Genomic DNA, 17,712 nt, shown 5'->3' with positions numbered 1-17,712 from the left:
GAGCCTATGGTGACCTTTTCTCCCGAACGAGCTGCGGCATCCACCCGTGCAGGAGAGGGCTGCCGCAGACGGAGTCTGCTGCCGGGCTGCCGCCCCGCGTCCTCCAGGGATCGAGCACCGACACCTCAATAGCGTGACTGCTGCTGTGGGGCCTAAGCTGAACCGCGTGAGTGAACAGGTCGTTCCCCCATCCTCCGACAGTCCCCCTCCCCCCGACCGGACCGAGGTGGGTGTAGGTCCGTGGGAAGGTCCCTGGCCCGAAGGCGATCACTACGACCCGGAACTGCTCAAAAACGGCGACCGCCGGAACGTGGTGGACCGGTACCGCTACTGGCGGCGGGAAGCGATCGTCGCTGACCTCGACCGCCGGCGCCACCCATTCCATGTGGCCATCGAAAACTGGGAGCACGACTTCAACATCGGGTCCGTGGTCCGCACCGCGAACGCTTTCGCTGCCCGTGCCGTCCACATTGTGGGGCGCCGCCGCTGGAACCGGCGCGGCGCGATGGTGACCGACCGCTACCAGCACATCCACCACCACCCCGACACGGCTTCCCTGGTGGCATGGGCGGAAGCCCACGACCTTCCGCTGATCGGGATCGACAACCTTCCAGGCTCGGTCCCGTTGGAGACCTATCCCCTGCCCCGCGAATGCGTTCTCGTCTTCGGCCAGGAGGGACCCGGCCTGTCGGAAGAAGTCCGCAAAGTCTGCGTTTCGGTGCTCTCCATCGCCCAGTTCGGCTCCACACGGTCCATCAACGCTGGTGCGGCCGCTGCGGTGGCCATGCACGCTTGGATCCGCGCCCATGTGTTCCACCAGTCCGTGTGACATCCCATCCCCGCGCGGTACTTGACGGCCCCGTGCCGCTGCTCGCCGCGTTCCCTGACGAGGAGAGAGGAGGCCGCGTTCTCTCCCTGGCTTGACGGCCTGGGGCACCACACCGCGCACACCATGATGAGCAGAGTCGCATCGGCCCGCTGGCCGGGTGGATTTCGGTCGTACCAGCGGCACGCGCTGGAAGCGTTGGATGCCCGTTGGGCGTCGGGGGAACGGCGTGCGTGGGTGGTGCTGCCTCCCGGAGCGGGCAAGACTCTCGTCGGATTGGAAGCGGCGCGGCGGCTTGGCCACCGCACGGTGGTGTTCGTCCCCAACACCGCGGTCCAAAACCAGTGGCTCGCCCTGTGGCGGAAGTTCGACCGCCCCGACGGGTGTACTGCGGGAACCCGGCGCTCCCTCGACCACGACGTCACCGTGCTGACCTACCAGTCGCTAGCTGTGTTCGACCCGGATGCGGAGACCGACGAAGAGGGAAATGAACTGCCTCCCCTGGGTCGGCTGCACGGCAACGGCAGCGCCCTGCTCGAAGCCCTGCGTGCGGCGGGGCCGGTCACCGTCATCCTCGACGAGTGCCACCACCTCCTGCAGATGTGGGGGCGGCTGCTCGCCGACGTGCTGCGGGAACTCCCGAACGCCCACGTCCTCGGCCTCACCGGCACCCCGTGGGAGACCCTAACGGACAGTGAGGCCGTACTGGTTCGGCGCATGTTCGGCGCCCCGATCCGCGGGGCTTCCATTCCCGCCCTGGTCCGCGACGGCTACCTCGCCCCCTTCGCGGAACTCGTCTGGATCACCGAACCCACACCCGCCGAACAGGACTACATCGCCGAGCAAGGACTGCGGTTCACGGAACTCTGCACCGACCTGTTCTCCCCCGGTTTTGCCAGCACCGACTTCGTGACCTGGCTGCGCCGCAGGTTCTGCGAGCGTGTCACCGACACGGGGGAGCAGGCGAGCTGGGCGCAACTGGCCGCGCAGGAACCGGAACTCACCGACGCAGCCCTGCGTCTGCACCATGCCGGGCTGTTCATGCTGCCGCCCGGCGCCCGTCTCCTGGAGCGGCACCGCAGCGCCCCCACGGCTGACGACTGGATGGTGCTGATCAGCGACTACGTCCTCAACTGTCTGGCCCCCCACCAGGGCAAAGAGCTCGTCGCCCCGGAGCGGGCCGCCGACGACCGGGACACGCAAGCGTGGGAGCGGATTCGCACCGCGCTGCGGGCGATCGGATACACACTGACCCGGCACGGCATCCGCGGCGGCCGTTCCCCCGTGGACCGGGTGCTGGCTCGGAGCTCCGCGAAATCGCAGAGCACTGTGCAGATCATCGCAGCTGAGTCCGCGTTCTTGGGTTCGCGGCTGCGGGCCCTGGTGCTGTGCGACCACGAACGGGCCAGTGTGCGCCCTTCACCGCAGTTGCGCGACGTGCTCGACGACCAAGCTGGGTCGGCGTGGCTGCAGTTGGAGCTGTTGGCCACAGACGAGCGCACCAGCGCCCTGCATCCCATGCTGGTGACCAACCGCACCGTGGCCGCGGCCCCGGACACCGCGGACGATTTCATCGCGTTCGTCAAGGAGCGCCGCCCCGCCCTCAACTTGACCTGTGTGGATACGGGGTCCCGCGGCTCCCTGGTGCGGATCGAAGGCCGCTGGACGTCCCGGACCTGGGCCCGACTGGTCACCGAATACTTCGAAGAGGGCCGCTGCCAAGTCCTAGTGGGCACGCTCGGACTGCTCGGCGAAGGCTGGGACACTCCCCGGGTCAACACGATCGTGGACTTGACGACCGCCACCACCCCCACCTCGGTGGTTCAAGGGCGCGGCCGTGCGCTGCGCCTTGACCCGGAGTGGCCGGAGAAGACCGCGCACACCTGGACAGTGGTGTGTGTCAGCGACACCCACCCCAAGGGGAGCGCGGACTGGGAGCGGTTCGTCCGCAAGCACGAAGGCTACCTGGGAGCGGCTGCTGACGGGGAAGTGATGAGCGGGGTCGCGCACGTCGACCCGGCGCTCTCCCCGTATGCGCCGCCGCCGGTGGACCAGTTCGCGGGCATCAACGAGCGGATGCTGCGGCGCGCCGAAGACCGAGAGGATACCCGGGAGCGGTGGCGGATCGGCTCCCCCTACACGGACGAACTGCTGGCCACGGTCCGGGTCCGGCCGCAGCAGTATCGGGGAGTGCTGGCGCCCCGCCCGGCAGGCCAGTCCCCGCAACCGCCGCCCGCCGTGCCGGGCCGGGCGGGGGTGGACACTGCTGAACAGTTGGCGGTGTCCCCGCTGTGGAAGATCGTGCTGTCTGTTCCCGTGGTCGCGGCCGCGGTCCTGCTGGTGGTGACCGCGTTCGGCCTTCCGCCGTCGGCCGGCCTGGCCGTGGCAGGGGCGGTGGCCGGCGGGGTCTGCGCCTACCGGCTGCTGGCCCGGCGGCCGCGGATCCGGCGGGCCGCCCAGCTTTTCGAGATCGCCTCTGGGGAGCCTGACATTCTCCGGTTCGGTTACGCCATTGCGGATGCGATGCATGCGGCGGGGTATTCCCCGGTGGGCGCGGAAGGCCTGCGGTTGGACATCGACACGGACGGCACGTTCCGGCTCACGTTCACCGGCGCCGGGCCTGCCGAAGCCAAAGCCTTCAGCACGGCCTTGGACGAGGTGATCTCACCGCTGGTAGGCCAGCCCCGCTACATCATCAACCGCTACCGGATCGAGCCTCCCGCCGATGCAGCGCAGGCCCAGCGGATGGGGATGGACTGGCTGCTCGGCAAAGCCCCGGAGAACCCCGCGGTGTTCCACGCGGTGCCGGCACTGCTGGGCCGCGACCGGCGGGGAGTGGAAGCGTTTGCGCGGGCGTGGAACCGGTGGCTGTCCGCCGGGGAGCCCATCTACACCGCGAGCCCGGCGGGGTCCCGGCTGCTGCACACCTACTACGCCACGGACCCGTACCCGTCGGAGACAGAGTCCCGGTTCACCTGGCTGTGAGCTTCCCAGTCGAAGGAGCGGGTCCGCTGCCTTCATGCGGGCGGGCCCGCCCTTCCCCAGGGGAGGGCGGGCCCGCTGTCTGAAGCCGAAGAAAGCCTGTTACAGCTTTCCGGAGGCCAGCGCACTCAACAGGTCGTTGTTGAGCTGGGAGATCGTGTCCAACGGGATGCCCTTCGGGCAGACCGCTGCACATTCGCCGATGTTGGTGCAGCCGCCGAAGCCTTCCTCGTCGTGCTGGTTGACCATCTTCACCACGCGGGAGGCCCGCTCGGGCTGTCCCTGCGGGAGCATGCCCAGGTGGGTGATCTTGGCTGCGGTGAACAGCATCGCCGAGGCGTTGGGGCAGGCCGCCACGCAAGCGCCGCAGCCGATGCAGGTGGCGGCGTCGAACGCGCGGTCCGCGTCAGCCTTGGGCACCGGGACGGAGTGCGCGTCCGGGGCCGTGCCGGTGGGCGCGCTGATGTAACCGCCCGCCTGGATGATGCGGTCGAACGCGCTCCGGTCGACCACCAGGTCCTTGATCACCGGGAACGCCTTGGCCCGCCACGGCTCGACCTCGATGACGTCGCCGTCCTTGAAACTGCGCATGTGCAGCTGGCAGGTGGTCGTCACTTCGGGGCCGTGGGCGACACCGTTGATCACCACGCCGCACGCGCCGCAGATGCCTTCCCGGCAGTCGTGGTCGAACGCGATCGGGTCCTCGCCCTGGAGCGTGAGCTTCTCGTTGAGGACGTCGAGCATCTCCAGGAAGGACATGTTCTCGTTGACGTCATCGAGCTCGTAGGTGACCATCCGGCCTTCGTCGTCCCTGCTCTTCTGACGCCACACACGCAGGGTGATTCTCACTTGTAGCTCCGCTGCTTCATCTCGACGTACTCGTATTCCAGGGCTTCCTTGTGCAGCACGGGCGGTTCACCCACGCCGGTGAACTCCCACGCTGCGACATAGGCGAACTCGTCGTCATGACGCAGCGCCTCGCCGTCTTCGGTCTGGCTTTCGGCGCGGAAGTGGCCACCGCAGGACTCGCGGCGGTGCAGCGCGTCGATGCACATCAGTTCCGCCAGTTCCATGAAGTCGGCGACTCGGTGAGCCCGCTCCAGGGTCTGGTTGAGTTCTTCGTTGACGCCGGTGACCTTGACGTCACGCCAGAACTCGTCCCGCAGCTCGCGGATGAGCGTGATCGCCTTGCGCAGCCCTTCCTCCGTGCGCTCCATACCGCAGTAGTCCCACATGATCTTGCCGAGCTCGCGGTGGAAGGAGTCCACGGTGCGGCTGCCGTTGATGGACAGCAGCTTCTCGAGGCGGGCGCGCACGCCCTCGACTGCCTCCTTGACCTCCGGGTGGTTCTCGTCGATCTTCTCGAAGGGTCCGTCGGCCAGGTAGTCGTTGATGGTGTTGGGCAGCACGAAGTAGCCGTCGGCCAGGCCCTGCATGAGCGCGCTGGCGCCCAGCCGGTTGGCGCCGTGATCGGAGAAGTTGGCCTCACCGATCACGAACAGGCCGGGGATGGTGCTCTGCAGGTCGTAGTCGACCCACAGTCCGCCCATGGTGTAGTGCACCGCCGGGTAGATCCGCATGGGGACCTCGTACGGGTTCTCCCCGGTGATGCGCTCGTACATGTCGAACAGGTTGCCGTACTTGGCTTCGACCGCGTCGCGCCCCATCCGCTTGATGGCGTCAGCGAAGTCCAGGTAGACGCCCAGGCCGCCGGGGCCGACCCCGCGTCCTTCGTCGCAGACCCGCTTGGCGGCCCGCGAAGCGATGTCGCGCGGCACCAGGTTGCCGAAGGCCGGGTACATGCGCTCCAGGTAGTAGTCGCGCTCCTCTTCGGGGATGTCCCGCGGGTCGCGCGTGTCACCCTTCTTCTTCGGCACCCAGATCCGGCCGTCGTTGCGGAGCGACTCGCTCATCAGGGTCAGCTTGGACTGGTAGGTGCCGCTGACCGGGATGCACGTCGGGTGGATCTGCGTGAAGCAGGGGTTGGCGAAGAACGCGCCCTTGCGGTGGGCCCGCCAGATCGCCGTGACGTTGCTGCCCATCGCGTTGGTGGACAGGAAGAACACGTTGCCGTAGCCACCGGTGGCGAGGACGACCGCGTCCGCGAAGTGGGTCTCGATCTCACCGGTGACCATGTCGCGCACGATGATGCCGCGCGCCCGGCCGTCGACGACGATGAGGTCCAGCATCTCGTGGCGGGTGTACATCTCCACCGTGCCCGCCGCGACCTGCCGTTCCAGCGCCTGGTAGGCACCGAGCAGCAGCTGCTGCCCCGTCTGGCCGCGGGCGTAGAAGGTGCGGGAGACCTGCACACCGCCGAAGGAGCGGTTGTCGAGCAGACCGCCGTATTCGCGGGCGAAAGGCACGCCCTGGGCCACGCACTGGTCGATGATCTCGACGCTGACCTGGGCCAGCCGGTAGACGTTGGATTCGCGGGCCCGGTAGTCGCCGCCTTTGACGGTGTCGTAGAACAGCCGGTAGATGCTGTCCCCGTCGTTGCGGTAGTTCTTCGCCGCGTTGATGCCGCCCTGCGCGGCAATGCTGTGCGCGCGCCGCGGGCTGTCCTGGTAGCAGAACGACTTGATGTTGTACCCGGCCTCGCCCAGGGTGGCCGCCGCGGAGGCGCCAGCCAGACCGGTACCCACGATGATGATCGAGAGCTTGCGCCGGTTCGCTGGGTTCACCAGTCGTGCGGAGAAGCGGCGCTTGTCCCAGCGCTCCGCGATCGGCCCGTCCGGGGCCTTCTCGTCGCGGATCGGAGCGCCCTCGGTGTAAAGCTCGGTCATCTAGCCCACCAGCCCAAAGAGAACGGAGAACGGGGGAATGAGGAACCCGACCGTGATGGCCACGGCGACGGCAGTCGCAACGGCGTTGATGGCACGCTGACGCCGCGCCTTGTTCTTACCGAGGGTCTGCACTGCGCTCCACAGCCCGTGCCGCAGGTGGAAGCCGACCGCCAGCATCGAGATGAAGTAGGTCAGCACCACCCACCAGATCTGGAAGCCGTTGACGACCCGCTCGTACGGGCTGTCGGAGGCCCCACCCGGAGCAATGTGGTTGGTGGTGAGGTGGAGCAGGTGGTAGAGCACGAAAAGCGCGATGACCACGCCGCCCCAGCGCATGGTGAAGGACGCGTAGGTGCGCTGCACTCCGGTCCGGTTCTTCTTGCTGTGGTAGCGCCGTGATCCCTTGCCTGCGGTCGCCTGCCGCGCCCGGTTCCACAGGGTGAAGGCCGCGTACATGTGGATGAGGACGCTCGCCAGGAGGACGACGCGCATAATCCACAGGAAGCCGTTGGTCGGGAGCATCGGAGCGCCGAGCACTCTCAGGTGGTGGGAGTACTCGTCGAAGGCCTCCTGCCCCCCGAAGATCATCAGGTTGCCGTACATGTGCGCGATCAGGAACAGCACCAGGATCGCACCGGTGATCGCCATCGCGGCCTTGAGCGCCACCGTCGATCTGAATGCTGCCGATCGCTGCTTCGTCAGGGTACTGTTCGCCACGTTGTGAACTTTAGATCTTTCTTAACAGGTTCGTCTAAGTCATCAGAACGCTCGTGACCATAGCTTTAGGCTATGGACTATGCAGCTCCAGCAATTGGCCTACTTCCTCGCAGTGGCCGAAACCCGACATTTCACCCGGGCAGCTGAGCTTTCCCGAGTCGCGCAACCCAGTCTGAGCAAGCAGATCAAGGCCCTCGAAGAAGAACTCGGCGCGCCGCTCTTCGTGCGCGCCCGGGGAAATATCACACTCACTCCGGCGGGAGAAATCCTGCTGCCGCTCGCCCAGCGCATCCTCGCCGACGTGGAGACGGCACGCCGGGAGATCCAGGAACTCGCGGGCATGCGCCGCGGCTGGGTGCGCCTCGGCGCCACCCCGTCCCTGTGCGCTGGGCTGCTCGCCGACGCCCTCGTCCGATTCCACGAACGCTACCCGGGAATCGAACTGCACGTGGAAGAGGGCGGCTCCCGCGACCTCATCCGCGCCCTCGGCGGTGGCGAACTCGACCTCGCCCTGATCATCCTGCCCCTGCACAGCAGCGATCCGGCGTTCGTGACCGTGCCGATCCTGCGGGAGAGTCTGGTCGTCGCCAGCCCGATATCTCAGCCCCCGCCCACCAACGGCGGGGCAATGCGGATCACCGACCTGCGGGACCAGCCACTGGTGATGTTCCGGCGCGGCTACGACGTGCGGGAGACGACACTCAGCGCCTGCCGGGCCGCGGGCTTCGAACCCCGCCTGGCCGTGGAAGGCGGTGAGATGGACGCGGTGCTGCGGTTCGTCGAAGCCGGCCTGGGGCTGGCGGTCGTGCCCAGCATGGTGCTGCGGAACCGTCCCGGACTGCGCGGCACCCCGCTCGCCGAGCCGCGACTACTCCGCACCATCGCGCTCGCCCACCGCAAAGACGTCGCCCTCTCCCGGACCGCGCGGGCCTTCTGGCGGGTGCTCATGTCCTACCTCGGCACCCTCACCAAAGCCGAGCTCGGCGAAGACCTCGAAGTCATCGCCCCAACCGAGAAACTCAAGCGGATCTGAGGCGTGTGCGGTCAGAGCAGCGCACTCTGTCGCGGCGGCTCCCACTCCACCAGGGAGTCCAGGTAGCGCTGCGCCACCTGGTGGGCGGCGAACGCGCCCACCGCTCTGATCCCGGCATCGCGGAACCGGACCAGGGCTGGGGAGGCGGTCCGGGCCATCTCCGCGAACTGCGCGACCCGCTGCACGACCCGGCTGGTCCGTTGGATCCGGTCGTCGGTGTAGGAGGTCAACGCGGTCGGCAGGTAGGCGGCGGAGCCGCTAGCGCGGTGGGCGAGCACGACAGCGTCCTCCATGGCCAGGCAGACGCCCAGGTCCAGGTTGGGCGGGGCGGCGTGGGCGGCGTCCCCGACCAGCGCCACCCGGCCGCTGTGGTAGGCAGGCAGCGGATCGTCGGCCACCCAGGCGTCTGCGCGGACCACTGCCTGGGCGGGGACAGCGCGGACCAGTGCGGGAATGGGGTCGTGCCAGGAGCCGAACAGCCGCAAGAGTTCGGCCCGCTCGTCGGCGGACCGCTGACCCGCGGGTGCGGTGGCCGTGGCATAGCAGTAGGCCCGGCCGTCGGGCAGGGGCAGCACCCCGAAGGACGCGCCGCTGCCCCACGTCTCCCCTGCCGGGACGGCGTGCACCGGGGCGGGGGCGAGGAACCGCCACGTCGTGAAGCCCGCATACGTCGGTTCCGGGTGGCGGGGGAACAGCAGGGCGCGCATCCTGGAGTGGACACCGTCGGCCGCGACAACGAGGTCTGCGGCCAGGTCGCCCGCCGTGGTGCGAACATGGGCCCGCTGGTGGATGTCCCCCACGTGGAGCTCGGTCACCGTCACACCCACGTGGATCGCCCCGGCCGGCAGCCGGGCGGCGAGGAGTCGGAGCAGGGCGGAGCGGCTGACCACAGCGACCGCTGCCCCGTACCTGCGGGTCAACCGCTCCTGTTCCAGGCGCAGCAGGACACGGCCGTCGGCGCGGCGCAGTTCCACCGTAGGCGGCCAGGCTGCGGCCGCGTGGAAGGCTTCACCGACGCCGAGGGCGCGCAGTACGCGTAGCCCGTTGGGGAGGATCCCCAGGCCGGTGTCGACGGCTCCTGGAGATGTGGACGGTTCGCAGACGGTGACAGCCCATCCCCTGTCGTGGAGGGCGACCGCGGCGGTGAGCCCGCCGACACCGCCACCGATGATGACCGCGTGAGGCTGCGCCATGGAAGGTCCTTATCGTTCGCCCGACGGACATCGCCGCTCGAGCACCGGAAACCGGGAAGGCGTCGTGTGCCCCTCAGATTACGGTTGGAAACGCGAGAAAACCATGCGGTCAAGGGAATGCGACGTTTGCTGGTTTTCTTCTGTGCCGCACGGGCTGCCGCCTTCCCCGCAGCTAGGGCGTCTGCAGCCGCGCTCAGCGGCGCTTGCGGTGGGCCAGGATGCGGGCCCGCTCCTTCTGGTCGAGGATGACTTTGCGGATGCGGACCGCCTCCGGGGTGACCTCCACGCATTCGTCCTCGCGGCAGAACTCCAACGCCTCCTCCAAGGAGAGCTTGCGCGGCGGGGAGAGGCGTTCGAGCTCCTCGGCGGTGGAGGAGCGCACGTTGCTGACCTTGCGCTCCTTGGTGATGTTGACGTCGATGTCGTCGGCACGGGAGTTCTCGCCGACCACCATGCCCTCGTAGACCTCGGTGCCCGGCTCCACGAAAAGCGTGCCTCGCTCCTGCAGGCCGAACATGGCATAGGCGGTGGCTTTGCCGCTGCGGTCGGCGACCAGCGATCCAGTGGCGCGCGTGCGGAGCTCGCCGAACCACGGCGCATAACCGTCGAAGACGTGGTGGGCGATACCGGTGCCGCGCGTCTCGGTGAGGAACTCGGTGCGGAAGCCGATGAGGCCGCGCGACGGCACCGTCCAGTCCATGCGGACCCATCCGGTGCCATGGTTGGTCATGGTCTCCATGCGGCCCTTGCGGATGTTGAGGAGCTGGGTGACGGCGCCCAGGTACTCCTCGGGGATGTCCACGGTGAGGCGCTCCACAGGCTCGTGGACCTGGCCGTCGATGACCTTGGTGACGACCTGCGGTTTGCCCACGGTCAGCTCGTAGCCTTCACGGCGCATCTGCTCGACGAGGATGGCCAGCGCCAGCTCCCCGCGCCCCTGCACCTCCCACGTGTCAGGCCGGTCGGTGGGCAGGACGCGCAGGCTGACGTTGCCGACGAGTTCCCGGTCGAGACGTTCTTTGACGAGGCGGGCGGTGACCTTCGCGCTTTTGACCCGGCCCACGAGCGGCGACGTGTTCGTGCCGATCGTCATGGAGATCGCTGGCTCGTCCACGGTGATCGGCGGCAGCGGCCGGGGATCCGCCGGGTCGGCCAGGGTCTCCCCGATCATGATGTCGGGGATACCGGCGATCGCAATGATGTCGCCAGGCCCGGCTTTCTCCGCGGGCTTGCGGTCCAACGCCTCGGTCAGGAACAGTTCGGTGACTTTGACGTGCTCGATGCTGCCGTCGGTGCGGATCCAGGCGACCTGCTGGCCTTTGCGGATCTCTCCCTGGTGGACGCGGCACAGGGCGAGCCGGCCCAGGAACGGGGACGCGTCCAGGTTCGTGACGTGGGCTTGGAGGGGTGCGCCCGGGGTGTAGGCGGGGGCGGGAATCGTGTCGAGGATGGTGGTGAACAGCGGTTCCAGAGTGTCGCTGTCGGGGAGGCTGCCGTCGGCGGGGCGGGTGAGGGAGGCCCGGCCTTCGCGGGCGCACGCGTAGACGATGGGGAAGTCGATCTGCTCCTCGGTGGCGTCCAGGTCGAGGAAGAGCTCGTAGGTGTCGTCCACCACCTCGGCGATCCGGCTGTCCGGGCGGTCCACCTTGTTGATGACGAGGATCACCGGGAGCTGGGCAGCCAGGGCTTTGCGCAGCACGAACCGCGTCTGCGGGAGAGGCCCTTCGCTGGCGTCGACAAGCAGCAGCACACCGTCCACCATGGACAGCCCGCGCTCCACTTCCCCGCCGAAGTCGGCGTGGCCAGGGGTGTCGACGATGTTGATGACGATGTTCTCGCCGGCGGGCGTGGTGTAGCGGACCGCGGTGTTCTTGGCGAGGATGGTGATGCCCTTCTCGCGTTCCAGATCACCGGAGTCCATGACCCGCTCGTCGACGTCCTGGTTGGCGCGGAACGCCCCGGACTGCCAGAGCATGGCGTCCACGAGGGTGGTTTTGCCGTGGTCGACGTGCGCGACGATGGCGATGTTGCGCAGGTCGGTGCGGCGGGCCGTGTTGTGGGCGGTGGTGGCGGTAGGCATGCGAAAGTCTCGATCGTGTTGTGGGAAAACAGAGGGGGCACCGCGACTTCCGCGGCCTCCCGCCATTTTATGCGCCGCTCACCCCCTGCCGTGATGACGGGCTGGTCACACGGGGTGCGCTCTTTGGTCACTTGTCGAGCAGGGAGCTGGAGACGCTGTGCGGCGCCAAAACGTTCCGGACATCGTCGAGGAACGGTGCGTCGGTGGGCAGCCAGTCCACGTCGTCGAGGGTCTCCGGGGTCAGCCAGCGCAGCGCCAGGTGCTCCACGAGGCGGGGTTCGCCGCGAAGGAGTTCTGCGGTCCACAGGCGCAGGACCGCGCGAGGGCTGCCGGGGCGTGTAGGAAAGTCGACTTCGCGGGGCAGCCGTTCCAACGGCCGGACGTCGACATCCAGTTCTTCCCGGCACTCGCGGATCAGCGCCTCTTCCTCGCTCTCACCGAGGTCAACCTTGCCGCCGGGGAACTCCCATCCGCCCCGCATGCTCTCGGGTTCTGCACGTTGCGCGGCGAGGACTGCGCCGTCCCGGATGATCGCGGCGCCGACAACGATGAGGACTTCTCCGTCTGCCATGGGCTGACCCTACCGTTGCGGGGCAGTAGCGCGGTCCGCGTCAGCCGGTTCCGGGGTAGCGGACGCGTCGGGTCGGCGCGTGACACGGGCCATGATCGGCTGCTCCACCCAGTAGTAGGTGGCGGCCGCGAGCAGGATGGTGCCCGCGGCCACGGGGACGAGGTCGAGCGGGAAGAAACCGGTGAATGCTTCCTGGTTCGTCACGTCGCGCCACAGGTAGAGCACAACGAACTGCCACAGGAAGATGCCGTAGGAGACCCGGCCCAGGAAGCGCATGGTCCGATGCTCCAGGAAGGTGCGCAACCAGGAGGGTCGGGCAGTCGGCTCTTGGGGAAGCAGCGCGAGCGGGGCGATCAGAAAGAACGCGAAAACCATGGTGACCAGGAGTTCGGCCACCCCCGCCCAGAAGTCCTCCGCTCCGCGGAACCGGTCGCCAGTCAGCGGAGTGCATCCCAGCAGGTAGGCGGCTGCGGCAACACTCCAGCACAGTCCAGGAGAGGCTGCGAGCGTCTGGCAGAACCGGCGTACCGGTCCGGCCGCGTCACGCTCCCACCACGCCCACCGGGCCAGGACCGCAAGCGCCATACCGACAGCGAACAAGCCGAGGGCACGTGGGGGCCAGGCGTGCAGGTGGAGGCGCGGTTCCGGGAAGAACTGGATGACGAGCGCGGCCAGGCTGAGCACGGGAAGCACGGCAACCCCGGTGAGCAGGATCCGAGCCCGCCCTTCCGGATCGCTTCCGCGTGCGGCCAACATCGCCAGTCCCACGGCCAGCAGGGGAAGCAGCACGTAGAAAGCGACTTCGACGCACAGGCTCCACATCTGGCCTAGCCCGCGCGGCCCAGTGCCGGTCCACCACGGAGCAGGGTCGTAGATGAACGTCAAGGTCAGGATTTCCAGCCAGGCACGCGGTGTCCCTAAGTGTTCGCGTGACCACAGCAGGAGGGCCACCACAGCGACCAGCCAGTAGGCGGGAAGGATCCGCGCTGCCCGCCGCCGCAGGTAGCTGCGGACTGACGGGCCGGGTTCGCCGTCGATCGCCGCGTTGGCCCAGGGCCGGTAGAGCAGCAGCCCGGAAAGCGCGAAGAACAGCGGCACCGCCATATCGCCTCCGGCGAGGAGTGCGCCGCCTACCCCTGGGGCGAGCGCATCCCCCGTCTCCATAGCGACGTGGAAGAGCAACACCAGAAGCGCCGCGAGCGCCCGCATGCCTTCAAGAGCGGGCTGGTGCCCGCTGACCTGAGGAAGTGCTGTGTTGGCCGAACGGGAGAGGGCTGTGGTCACGTTTCTCTCCCAACCAGAAACAGAATCGGATTACAAAAATTCGGTCACATAGGGGTGACTCATATCACTAAGAGTCCATACGATACCCAAAACTTCATCAAACCCTCCCCAAACCCCCAGGCCCCGTCAGGAGGAGCCATGCGTCGTACCGTGGCCACCGTGGGCGTCGCCTTCGGGGTCTTCTGCCTTGTGCTTGCCCCCCTGCTGCGCTATTGGGTGGCCAGCGCATTCATGAAGACTCCGTTGGACTATTACGCGCAGACGGTCAACCGCAGCGAAGACGCGACCTACTTCAACGTCGAAGAGATGAAGGTGATCGAGGGGGCGACCGTCGAAGCGCACACCACCCTCAAGGCGGACGTGCGCGCCAGCGACGACGACATCGTCGTCTGGGACGAGTTCCGCTGGGTGAAAGACGTCGACCGCGACTTCGCCTTCCTCTCCACCACTCGGCACACCGCGCACGACCGGGTCACCGGCGAAGCGGTGGACTGCTGTGGTTCCTCGGTCAACGAGGAATCCGTCCCGCAGAGCGGCCAGGCATTCAAGTGGCCGTTCCTCGTCGAACAGCGCGACTACGAATTCTTCGACTCCACCGTCCGCGAAGCCCTGCCCATCAGGTTCGAAGGAGTCGAAGAGGTAGACGGCCACCCCGGTGTGGAGGCCTACAAGTTCGTCCAAGAGGTCGAACCGACCGTGGTCGAAACCCGCGAGCTGCCCCGCAGCCTGCTCGGCCTCGACGGGGAAGGCGACGTCACCGCCGACATCGTCTACTCCAATACCCGCACCTACTGGGTCGACCCGATCACCGGCTCCCCGCTCGACCTCCGTGAGGAGCAGCGCCGTGTCGCAGTCGTCGACGGTGAGGAACGGCTCGTCATGTTCGACGCCACGATGGACTTCACCGACGAGACCGTTGCTGAACGGGTCGCGGCTGCCGCCGACGGCGACAAGATCATCCTCATCCGCACCACCCTGCCGATCGTGCTGCTCGCAGTGGGCGCCGTGGTCCTCGTGATCGGTCTGGCGCTCTCCCTGTCCCGCACCAGAACCCCTGCCCACGCCCGCGCTTGACGTGCTGTCGACGAGCGGCCCCGCGTTCCGCCCGCACCCGGAACGCGGGACTCCCCCGTTGCGACGTCCCGGGCCACGCGCCGTGGCCTGGGGCGTCCTGCTCGTGGCCCGTCCTCGGCAGTGGATCAAGAACCTCCTCGTCGCAGCGGCACCCGCGCTCGCCGGGGCACTGGACTCTGCGGCAGCCGCGGCCGACACCCTGCTGGCCTTCCTCCTGTTCTGTGCGGCGGCGAGCGGCACCTACCTGCTCAACGACATCGCTGATGCGGAAGCCGACCGGGCCCATGCCCGCAAACGGCACCGTCCCATCGCTTCCGGCCTGGTCCCCGTCCCCCTGGCCGCGGTCCTCGGCGCGCTCCTCATCGGCTCCGCCCCGCTGGTCGCGCTGGCCGCCGCCAAGCCCCGCCTTGCCCTGGTCCTCGTCGGCTACCTTGCGCTGTCGGTGAGCTACACCTACGGGCTGAAACACCTTCCACTCTGCGACATCGCCGCAGTCGCGGGCTGCCACGTGCTGCGCGCCCTCGCCGGAGGGGCCACCACCGGTGTCCCCATCACCGGCTGGTTCCTCGCCGTCGTCTCCCTGGGGGCGCTTCTCGTCGTGGCGGGGAAACGGGAAGCGGAGCTCCGCACCCCCGCTTCCAGACGCACCCGCGCCACCCTCGCGTACTACACGACCGGTTTCCTCACCCGGCTGCGGATCGCGACCGCGAGCGCCATGGTCGCCACCTACTTCCTGTGGGCGTGGACCACTCCCACCGGCCTCGCCCAGGTGCTGACCGTAGCGAGTATCGTTCCCCTGGTCATGGCGGTATTCCGGCTCCACGCGCTCGTGGACCGCGGCATCGGAGAGGAGCCGGAGGAACTGGTGCTGCGTGACCGCCCACTGCAGCTGTGCCTCGCCGCTCTCGGGGCCCTCGTCCTGCTCGGCGTCCACGTGGGCTGAGCCTGATTCGACGGCAGGGAGGACCGGTGCACCGCCACCGCACACCGCTCACCGGCTGGGGACTCCTGCGTCCCACCGTCGCCACCGTGGTGCGCCCCCGCACCACAGACGAACTCGCCGCTGTGCTCCGCTCCGCCGCCCGCGGACGCGGCGCGGTCGCCCGCGGTCTGGGCCGCTCCTACGGTGATGCCGCGCAGAACGCGGACGGCACCGTAGTGGACTGCGCCGACCTCACCCCGGGCTTCCGGGTGGACGCGGCTGCGGGCACGGTCACTGCCTCGGCAGGCACCAGCCTGGACACGTTGCTGCGCCACCTGCTGCCCCGCGGCTTCTTCCTCCCGGTGACCCCCGGCACCCGGCAGGTCACCGTGGGGGGAGCGATCGCCGCCGACGTCCACGGCAAGAACCACCACGTCGACTCGTCGTTCGGCGCACACCTGCGCGCCCTCACCCTCGTCACCCCCGACGGCGCGGTCCGCCGCCTCGGCCCCGACCGGGACCCGGACCTGTTCTGGGCGACCGTCGGCGGCATGGGGTTGACCGGGGTGATCACCGAAGCCACGTTCACCGTGCTTCCCGTGACGACCTCGCGGATGCGAGTGGACACCGACCGCATCCCTGACCTGGAGGCGGCCCTAGCAGCAATGACCGAGCGCGACGACGACTACCGCTACTCGGTGTGCTGGCTGGACCTGTTGGCGCGCGGCCGCTTTCTGGGGCGCGGCGTGCTCACCCGCGCCCACCACGCCCACGTCGCCGACCTGCCTCCCGCGGCCCGCCGCGACCCGTTGCGCTACCGGCCCCGGCAGGGGATCCGGGTGCCGCGCGGCGTGCCCTCCCGCCTACTGACGCCGACCACCGTACGGGCCTTCAACACGGCCTACTATGCGGCAGCGCCGCGCCGCCGCCGGGACGAGCTCCAGGAGGTCACCGCGTTCTTCTACCCGTTGGACGCGCTCCGCGACTGGAACCGGCTGTACGGGTCCCGCGGCCTGGTGCAGTACCAGTTCACCGTGCCGTTCGGGCAGGAGGAGACGCTGCGGCGGATCGTCGAGCACCTGGCGAAGCACCAGGCCCCCTCGTTCCTCGCGGTCCTGAAACGCTTCGGCCCCGGCACTCCCGCTCCGCTGTCCTTCCCCCAGCCCGGGTGGACACTAGCGGTGGACCTGCCCGCCGACCTTCCTGGACTCCTCCCGCTGCTCACCCGCTTCGACGAATGGGTGCTCGCCGCGGGAGGCCGCCTCTACCTGGCCAAGGACAGCCGGGCCGCAGCGGCAACCGTGCACGCCATGTACCCGGAGCTTCCCCGGTGGCACCGGGTGCGGGACCGGGTGGACCCCGAGCGGGTGCTGGTCTCGGACCTGGCCCGCCGTTTAGAACTGTGACAGGAGGACGGAGCGAGATGCGTCGGACAGCACGTGCCGTGGAATCGGTGCTGCTGCTCGGCGGACGCAGCGAGATCGGGCTGGCCATCGTGGAACGGCTGGTCCGCGGCGGCGCCCGCCGGATCGTGCTGGCGGCCCGGCCGGGACGGCAGGCGCCGCTGGCGGAGGCGGCCGCCCGCCTCCGAGCTCAGGGCGCTGCCGACGTGCACGTCGTCGACTTCGACGCGGCCACGCCCGCCGACCATGCCGCAACCGTTGCGGAGGCGGTGCGTCTCGTCGGCGACCTCGACGTGGTGGTCGCCGCGTTCGGGGTGCTCGGCGACCAGTCGCGCCTCGTCGGCGACCCCGTGGCGGCAGCCGAGAACGTGACAGTGAACCTGACCGGTCATGTGTCGGCCGGGTTGGCGGTTGCGGCCCGGCTCCGCGAACAGGGCCACGGAACCCTGGTGGTGCTGTCGTCCGTGGCGGGGGTGCGAGTGCGGCGCGCCAACCTCGTCTACGGAGCGGCCAAGGCAGGCCTCGACGGTTTTGCCCACGCGTTGGGCGACCTGCTCGCCGAGAGCGGCGCCCGGGTCTTGGTGGTCCGTCCCGGATATGTGCGCACCCGCATGTCCGCGCACGTGCCTGAAGCGCCGCTGGCCACCACTCCGCAGCAGGTCGCGGACACGGTCGCTGCGGCGCTCCGCCGCGGCACGCGGACCGTGTGGGTTCCCCGCGCCCTCGGCGTGCTGGCGCTGGTCTTCAGGCTGCTGCCCCGTCCCGTGTGGCGCCGGTTGCCTCGTTGACCGCGCTTCCCGGTGCCTGCCCGGGCTGTGCACGGTCCTGCACCCCGCCGGTA

At 68.8% G+C, this 17,712-nt stretch carries 14 protein-coding genes; 7 read left to right on the top strand and 7 right to left on the bottom strand.

What is annotated here, in order from left to right; all coding sequences use genetic code 11:
* Nucleotides 1–166: 166 nt before the first annotated feature.
* Both TF1_RS13135 and TF1_RS13130 read left to right on the top strand, forming a co-directional pair.
* The gene (locus tag TF1_RS13135) at nt 167–829 is read left to right on the top strand and encodes a TrmH family RNA methyltransferase (RefSeq protein ID WP_016189143.1); all 663 of its coding nucleotides are present in this window, start codon (nt 167–169) and stop codon (nt 827–829) included.
* A 126-nt stretch (nt 830–955) separates the two neighbouring features.
* Nucleotides 956–3,811, top strand: a complete 2,856-nt coding sequence (locus TF1_RS13130) for a DEAD/DEAH box helicase family protein (RefSeq protein ID WP_061783932.1) — start codon at nt 956–958, stop codon at nt 3,809–3,811.
* A 99-nt stretch (nt 3,812–3,910) separates the two neighbouring features.
* Here the strand turns inward: TF1_RS13130 and TF1_RS13125 are convergent, their stop codons facing one another.
* Genes TF1_RS13125 through TF1_RS13115 form a run of 3 tightly spaced genes read right to left on the bottom strand, consistent with a single transcriptional unit; the run spans nt 3,911 to nt 7,311 of the window.
* Nucleotides 3,911–4,657 (bottom strand): succinate dehydrogenase/fumarate reductase iron-sulfur subunit, encoded by a 747-nt coding sequence (locus TF1_RS13125; protein WP_011292874.1) that lies wholly within the window; start codon nt 4,655–4,657, stop codon nt 3,911–3,913.
* Complete coding sequence (locus TF1_RS13120; protein WP_011292875.1) at nt 4,654–6,594, bottom strand: fumarate reductase/succinate dehydrogenase flavoprotein subunit; 1,941 nt, start codon at nt 6,592–6,594, stop codon at nt 4,654–4,656. Before TF1_RS13120 ends, TF1_RS13125 begins: the two co-directional genes overlap by 4 nt.
* Entirely contained in the window at nt 6,595–7,311 is a 717-nt protein-coding gene (locus TF1_RS13115; protein ID WP_011292876.1) for a succinate dehydrogenase cytochrome b subunit, read from the bottom strand. It abuts the gene before it with no gap.
* 79 nt (nt 7,312–7,390) lie between these two features.
* Between TF1_RS13115 and TF1_RS13110 the strand changes: the two genes are divergently transcribed.
* Entirely contained in the window at nt 7,391–8,344 is a 954-nt protein-coding gene (locus tag TF1_RS13110) for a LysR family transcriptional regulator (protein ID WP_011292877.1), read from the top strand.
* Nucleotides 8,345–8,355: 11 nt separating this feature from the next.
* Here the strand turns inward: TF1_RS13110 and TF1_RS13105 are convergent, their stop codons facing one another.
* From TF1_RS13105 to TF1_RS13090, 4 genes are all read right to left on the bottom strand, one after another.
* Nucleotides 8,356–9,537: an FAD-dependent monooxygenase gene (locus TF1_RS13105; RefSeq protein WP_011292878.1), complete on the bottom strand. Its 1,182-nt coding sequence runs from the start codon at nt 9,535–9,537 to the stop codon at nt 8,356–8,358.
* 193 nt (nt 9,538–9,730) lie between these two features.
* Nucleotides 9,731–11,617, bottom strand: a complete 1,887-nt coding sequence (typA, locus tag TF1_RS13100) for a translational GTPase TypA (RefSeq protein WP_061783931.1) — start codon at nt 11,615–11,617, stop codon at nt 9,731–9,733.
* A 127-nt stretch (nt 11,618–11,744) separates the two neighbouring features.
* A complete protein-coding gene (locus TF1_RS13095) occupies nt 11,745–12,188 on the bottom strand; it encodes a (deoxy)nucleoside triphosphate pyrophosphohydrolase (RefSeq protein WP_061783930.1) in 444 nt (147 codons plus the stop codon).
* Nucleotides 12,189–12,197: 9 nt separating this feature from the next.
* Entirely contained in the window at nt 12,198–13,472 is a 1,275-nt protein-coding gene (locus TF1_RS13090) for an acyltransferase family protein (protein WP_011292881.1), read from the bottom strand.
* A gap of 138 nt (nt 13,473–13,610) precedes the next feature.
* On the opposite strand from TF1_RS13090, the gene TF1_RS13085 reads away from it, so the two are divergent.
* The 4 genes from TF1_RS13085 to TF1_RS13070 are packed head-to-tail and all read left to right on the top strand — an operon-like array spanning nt 13,611 to nt 17,659.
* The gene (locus TF1_RS13085; protein ID WP_011292882.1) at nt 13,611–14,546 is read left to right on the top strand and encodes a DUF3068 domain-containing protein; all 936 of its coding nucleotides are present in this window, start codon (nt 13,611–13,613) and stop codon (nt 14,544–14,546) included.
* Nucleotides 14,547–14,604: 58 nt separating this feature from the next.
* The gene (locus TF1_RS13080) at nt 14,605–15,489 is read left to right on the top strand and encodes a decaprenyl-phosphate phosphoribosyltransferase (protein WP_011292883.1); all 885 of its coding nucleotides are present in this window, start codon (nt 14,605–14,607) and stop codon (nt 15,487–15,489) included.
* Nucleotides 15,490–15,515: 26 nt separating this feature from the next.
* On the top strand, nt 15,516–16,874 hold the full coding sequence (locus TF1_RS13075) for an FAD-binding oxidoreductase (protein WP_011292884.1): 1,359 nt from the start codon (nt 15,516–15,518) through the stop codon (nt 16,872–16,874).
* 17 nt (nt 16,875–16,891) lie between these two features.
* Entirely contained in the window at nt 16,892–17,659 is a 768-nt protein-coding gene (locus TF1_RS13070) for a decaprenylphospho-beta-D-erythro-pentofuranosid-2-ulose 2-reductase (RefSeq protein ID WP_011292885.1), read from the top strand.
* Nucleotides 17,660–17,712 lie beyond the last annotated feature (53 nt).

The organism is Thermobifida fusca NBRC 14071 = JCM 3263 (assembly GCF_001592045.1).
Classification (GTDB): domain Bacteria; phylum Actinomycetota; class Actinomycetes; order Streptosporangiales; family Streptosporangiaceae; genus Thermobifida; species Thermobifida fusca.
Note: the sequence above shows the minus strand (reverse complement) of the source record. Positions and strands in the feature narration are given on the sequence as shown.

Excerpts from the sequence above, each read along its gene's own strand:
- TF1_RS13120 (WP_011292875.1), bottom strand. The coding sequence starts at position 6,594 with ATGACCGAGCTTTACACCGAGGGCGCTCCGATCCGCGACGAGAAGGCC.
- TF1_RS13110 (WP_011292877.1), top strand. The coding sequence starts at position 7,391 with ATGCAGCTCCAGCAATTGGCCTACTTCCTCGCAGTGGCCGAAACCCGA.
- TF1_RS13095 (WP_061783930.1), bottom strand. The coding sequence starts at position 12,188 with ATGGCAGACGGAGAAGTCCTCATCGTTGTCGGCGCCGCGATCATCCGG.
- TF1_RS13070 (WP_011292885.1), top strand. The coding sequence starts at position 16,892 with ATGCGTCGGACAGCACGTGCCGTGGAATCGGTGCTGCTGCTCGGCGGA.
- TF1_RS13085 (WP_011292882.1), top strand. The coding sequence starts at position 13,611 with ATGCGTCGTACCGTGGCCACCGTGGGCGTCGCCTTCGGGGTCTTCTGC.
- typA (WP_061783931.1), bottom strand. The coding sequence starts at position 11,617 with ATGCCTACCGCCACCACCGCCCACAACACGGCCCGCCGCACCGACCTG.
- TF1_RS13130 (WP_061783932.1), top strand. The coding sequence starts at position 956 with ATGAGCAGAGTCGCATCGGCCCGCTGGCCGGGTGGATTTCGGTCGTAC.
- TF1_RS13105 (WP_011292878.1), bottom strand. The coding sequence starts at position 9,537 with ATGGCGCAGCCTCACGCGGTCATCATCGGTGGCGGTGTCGGCGGGCTC.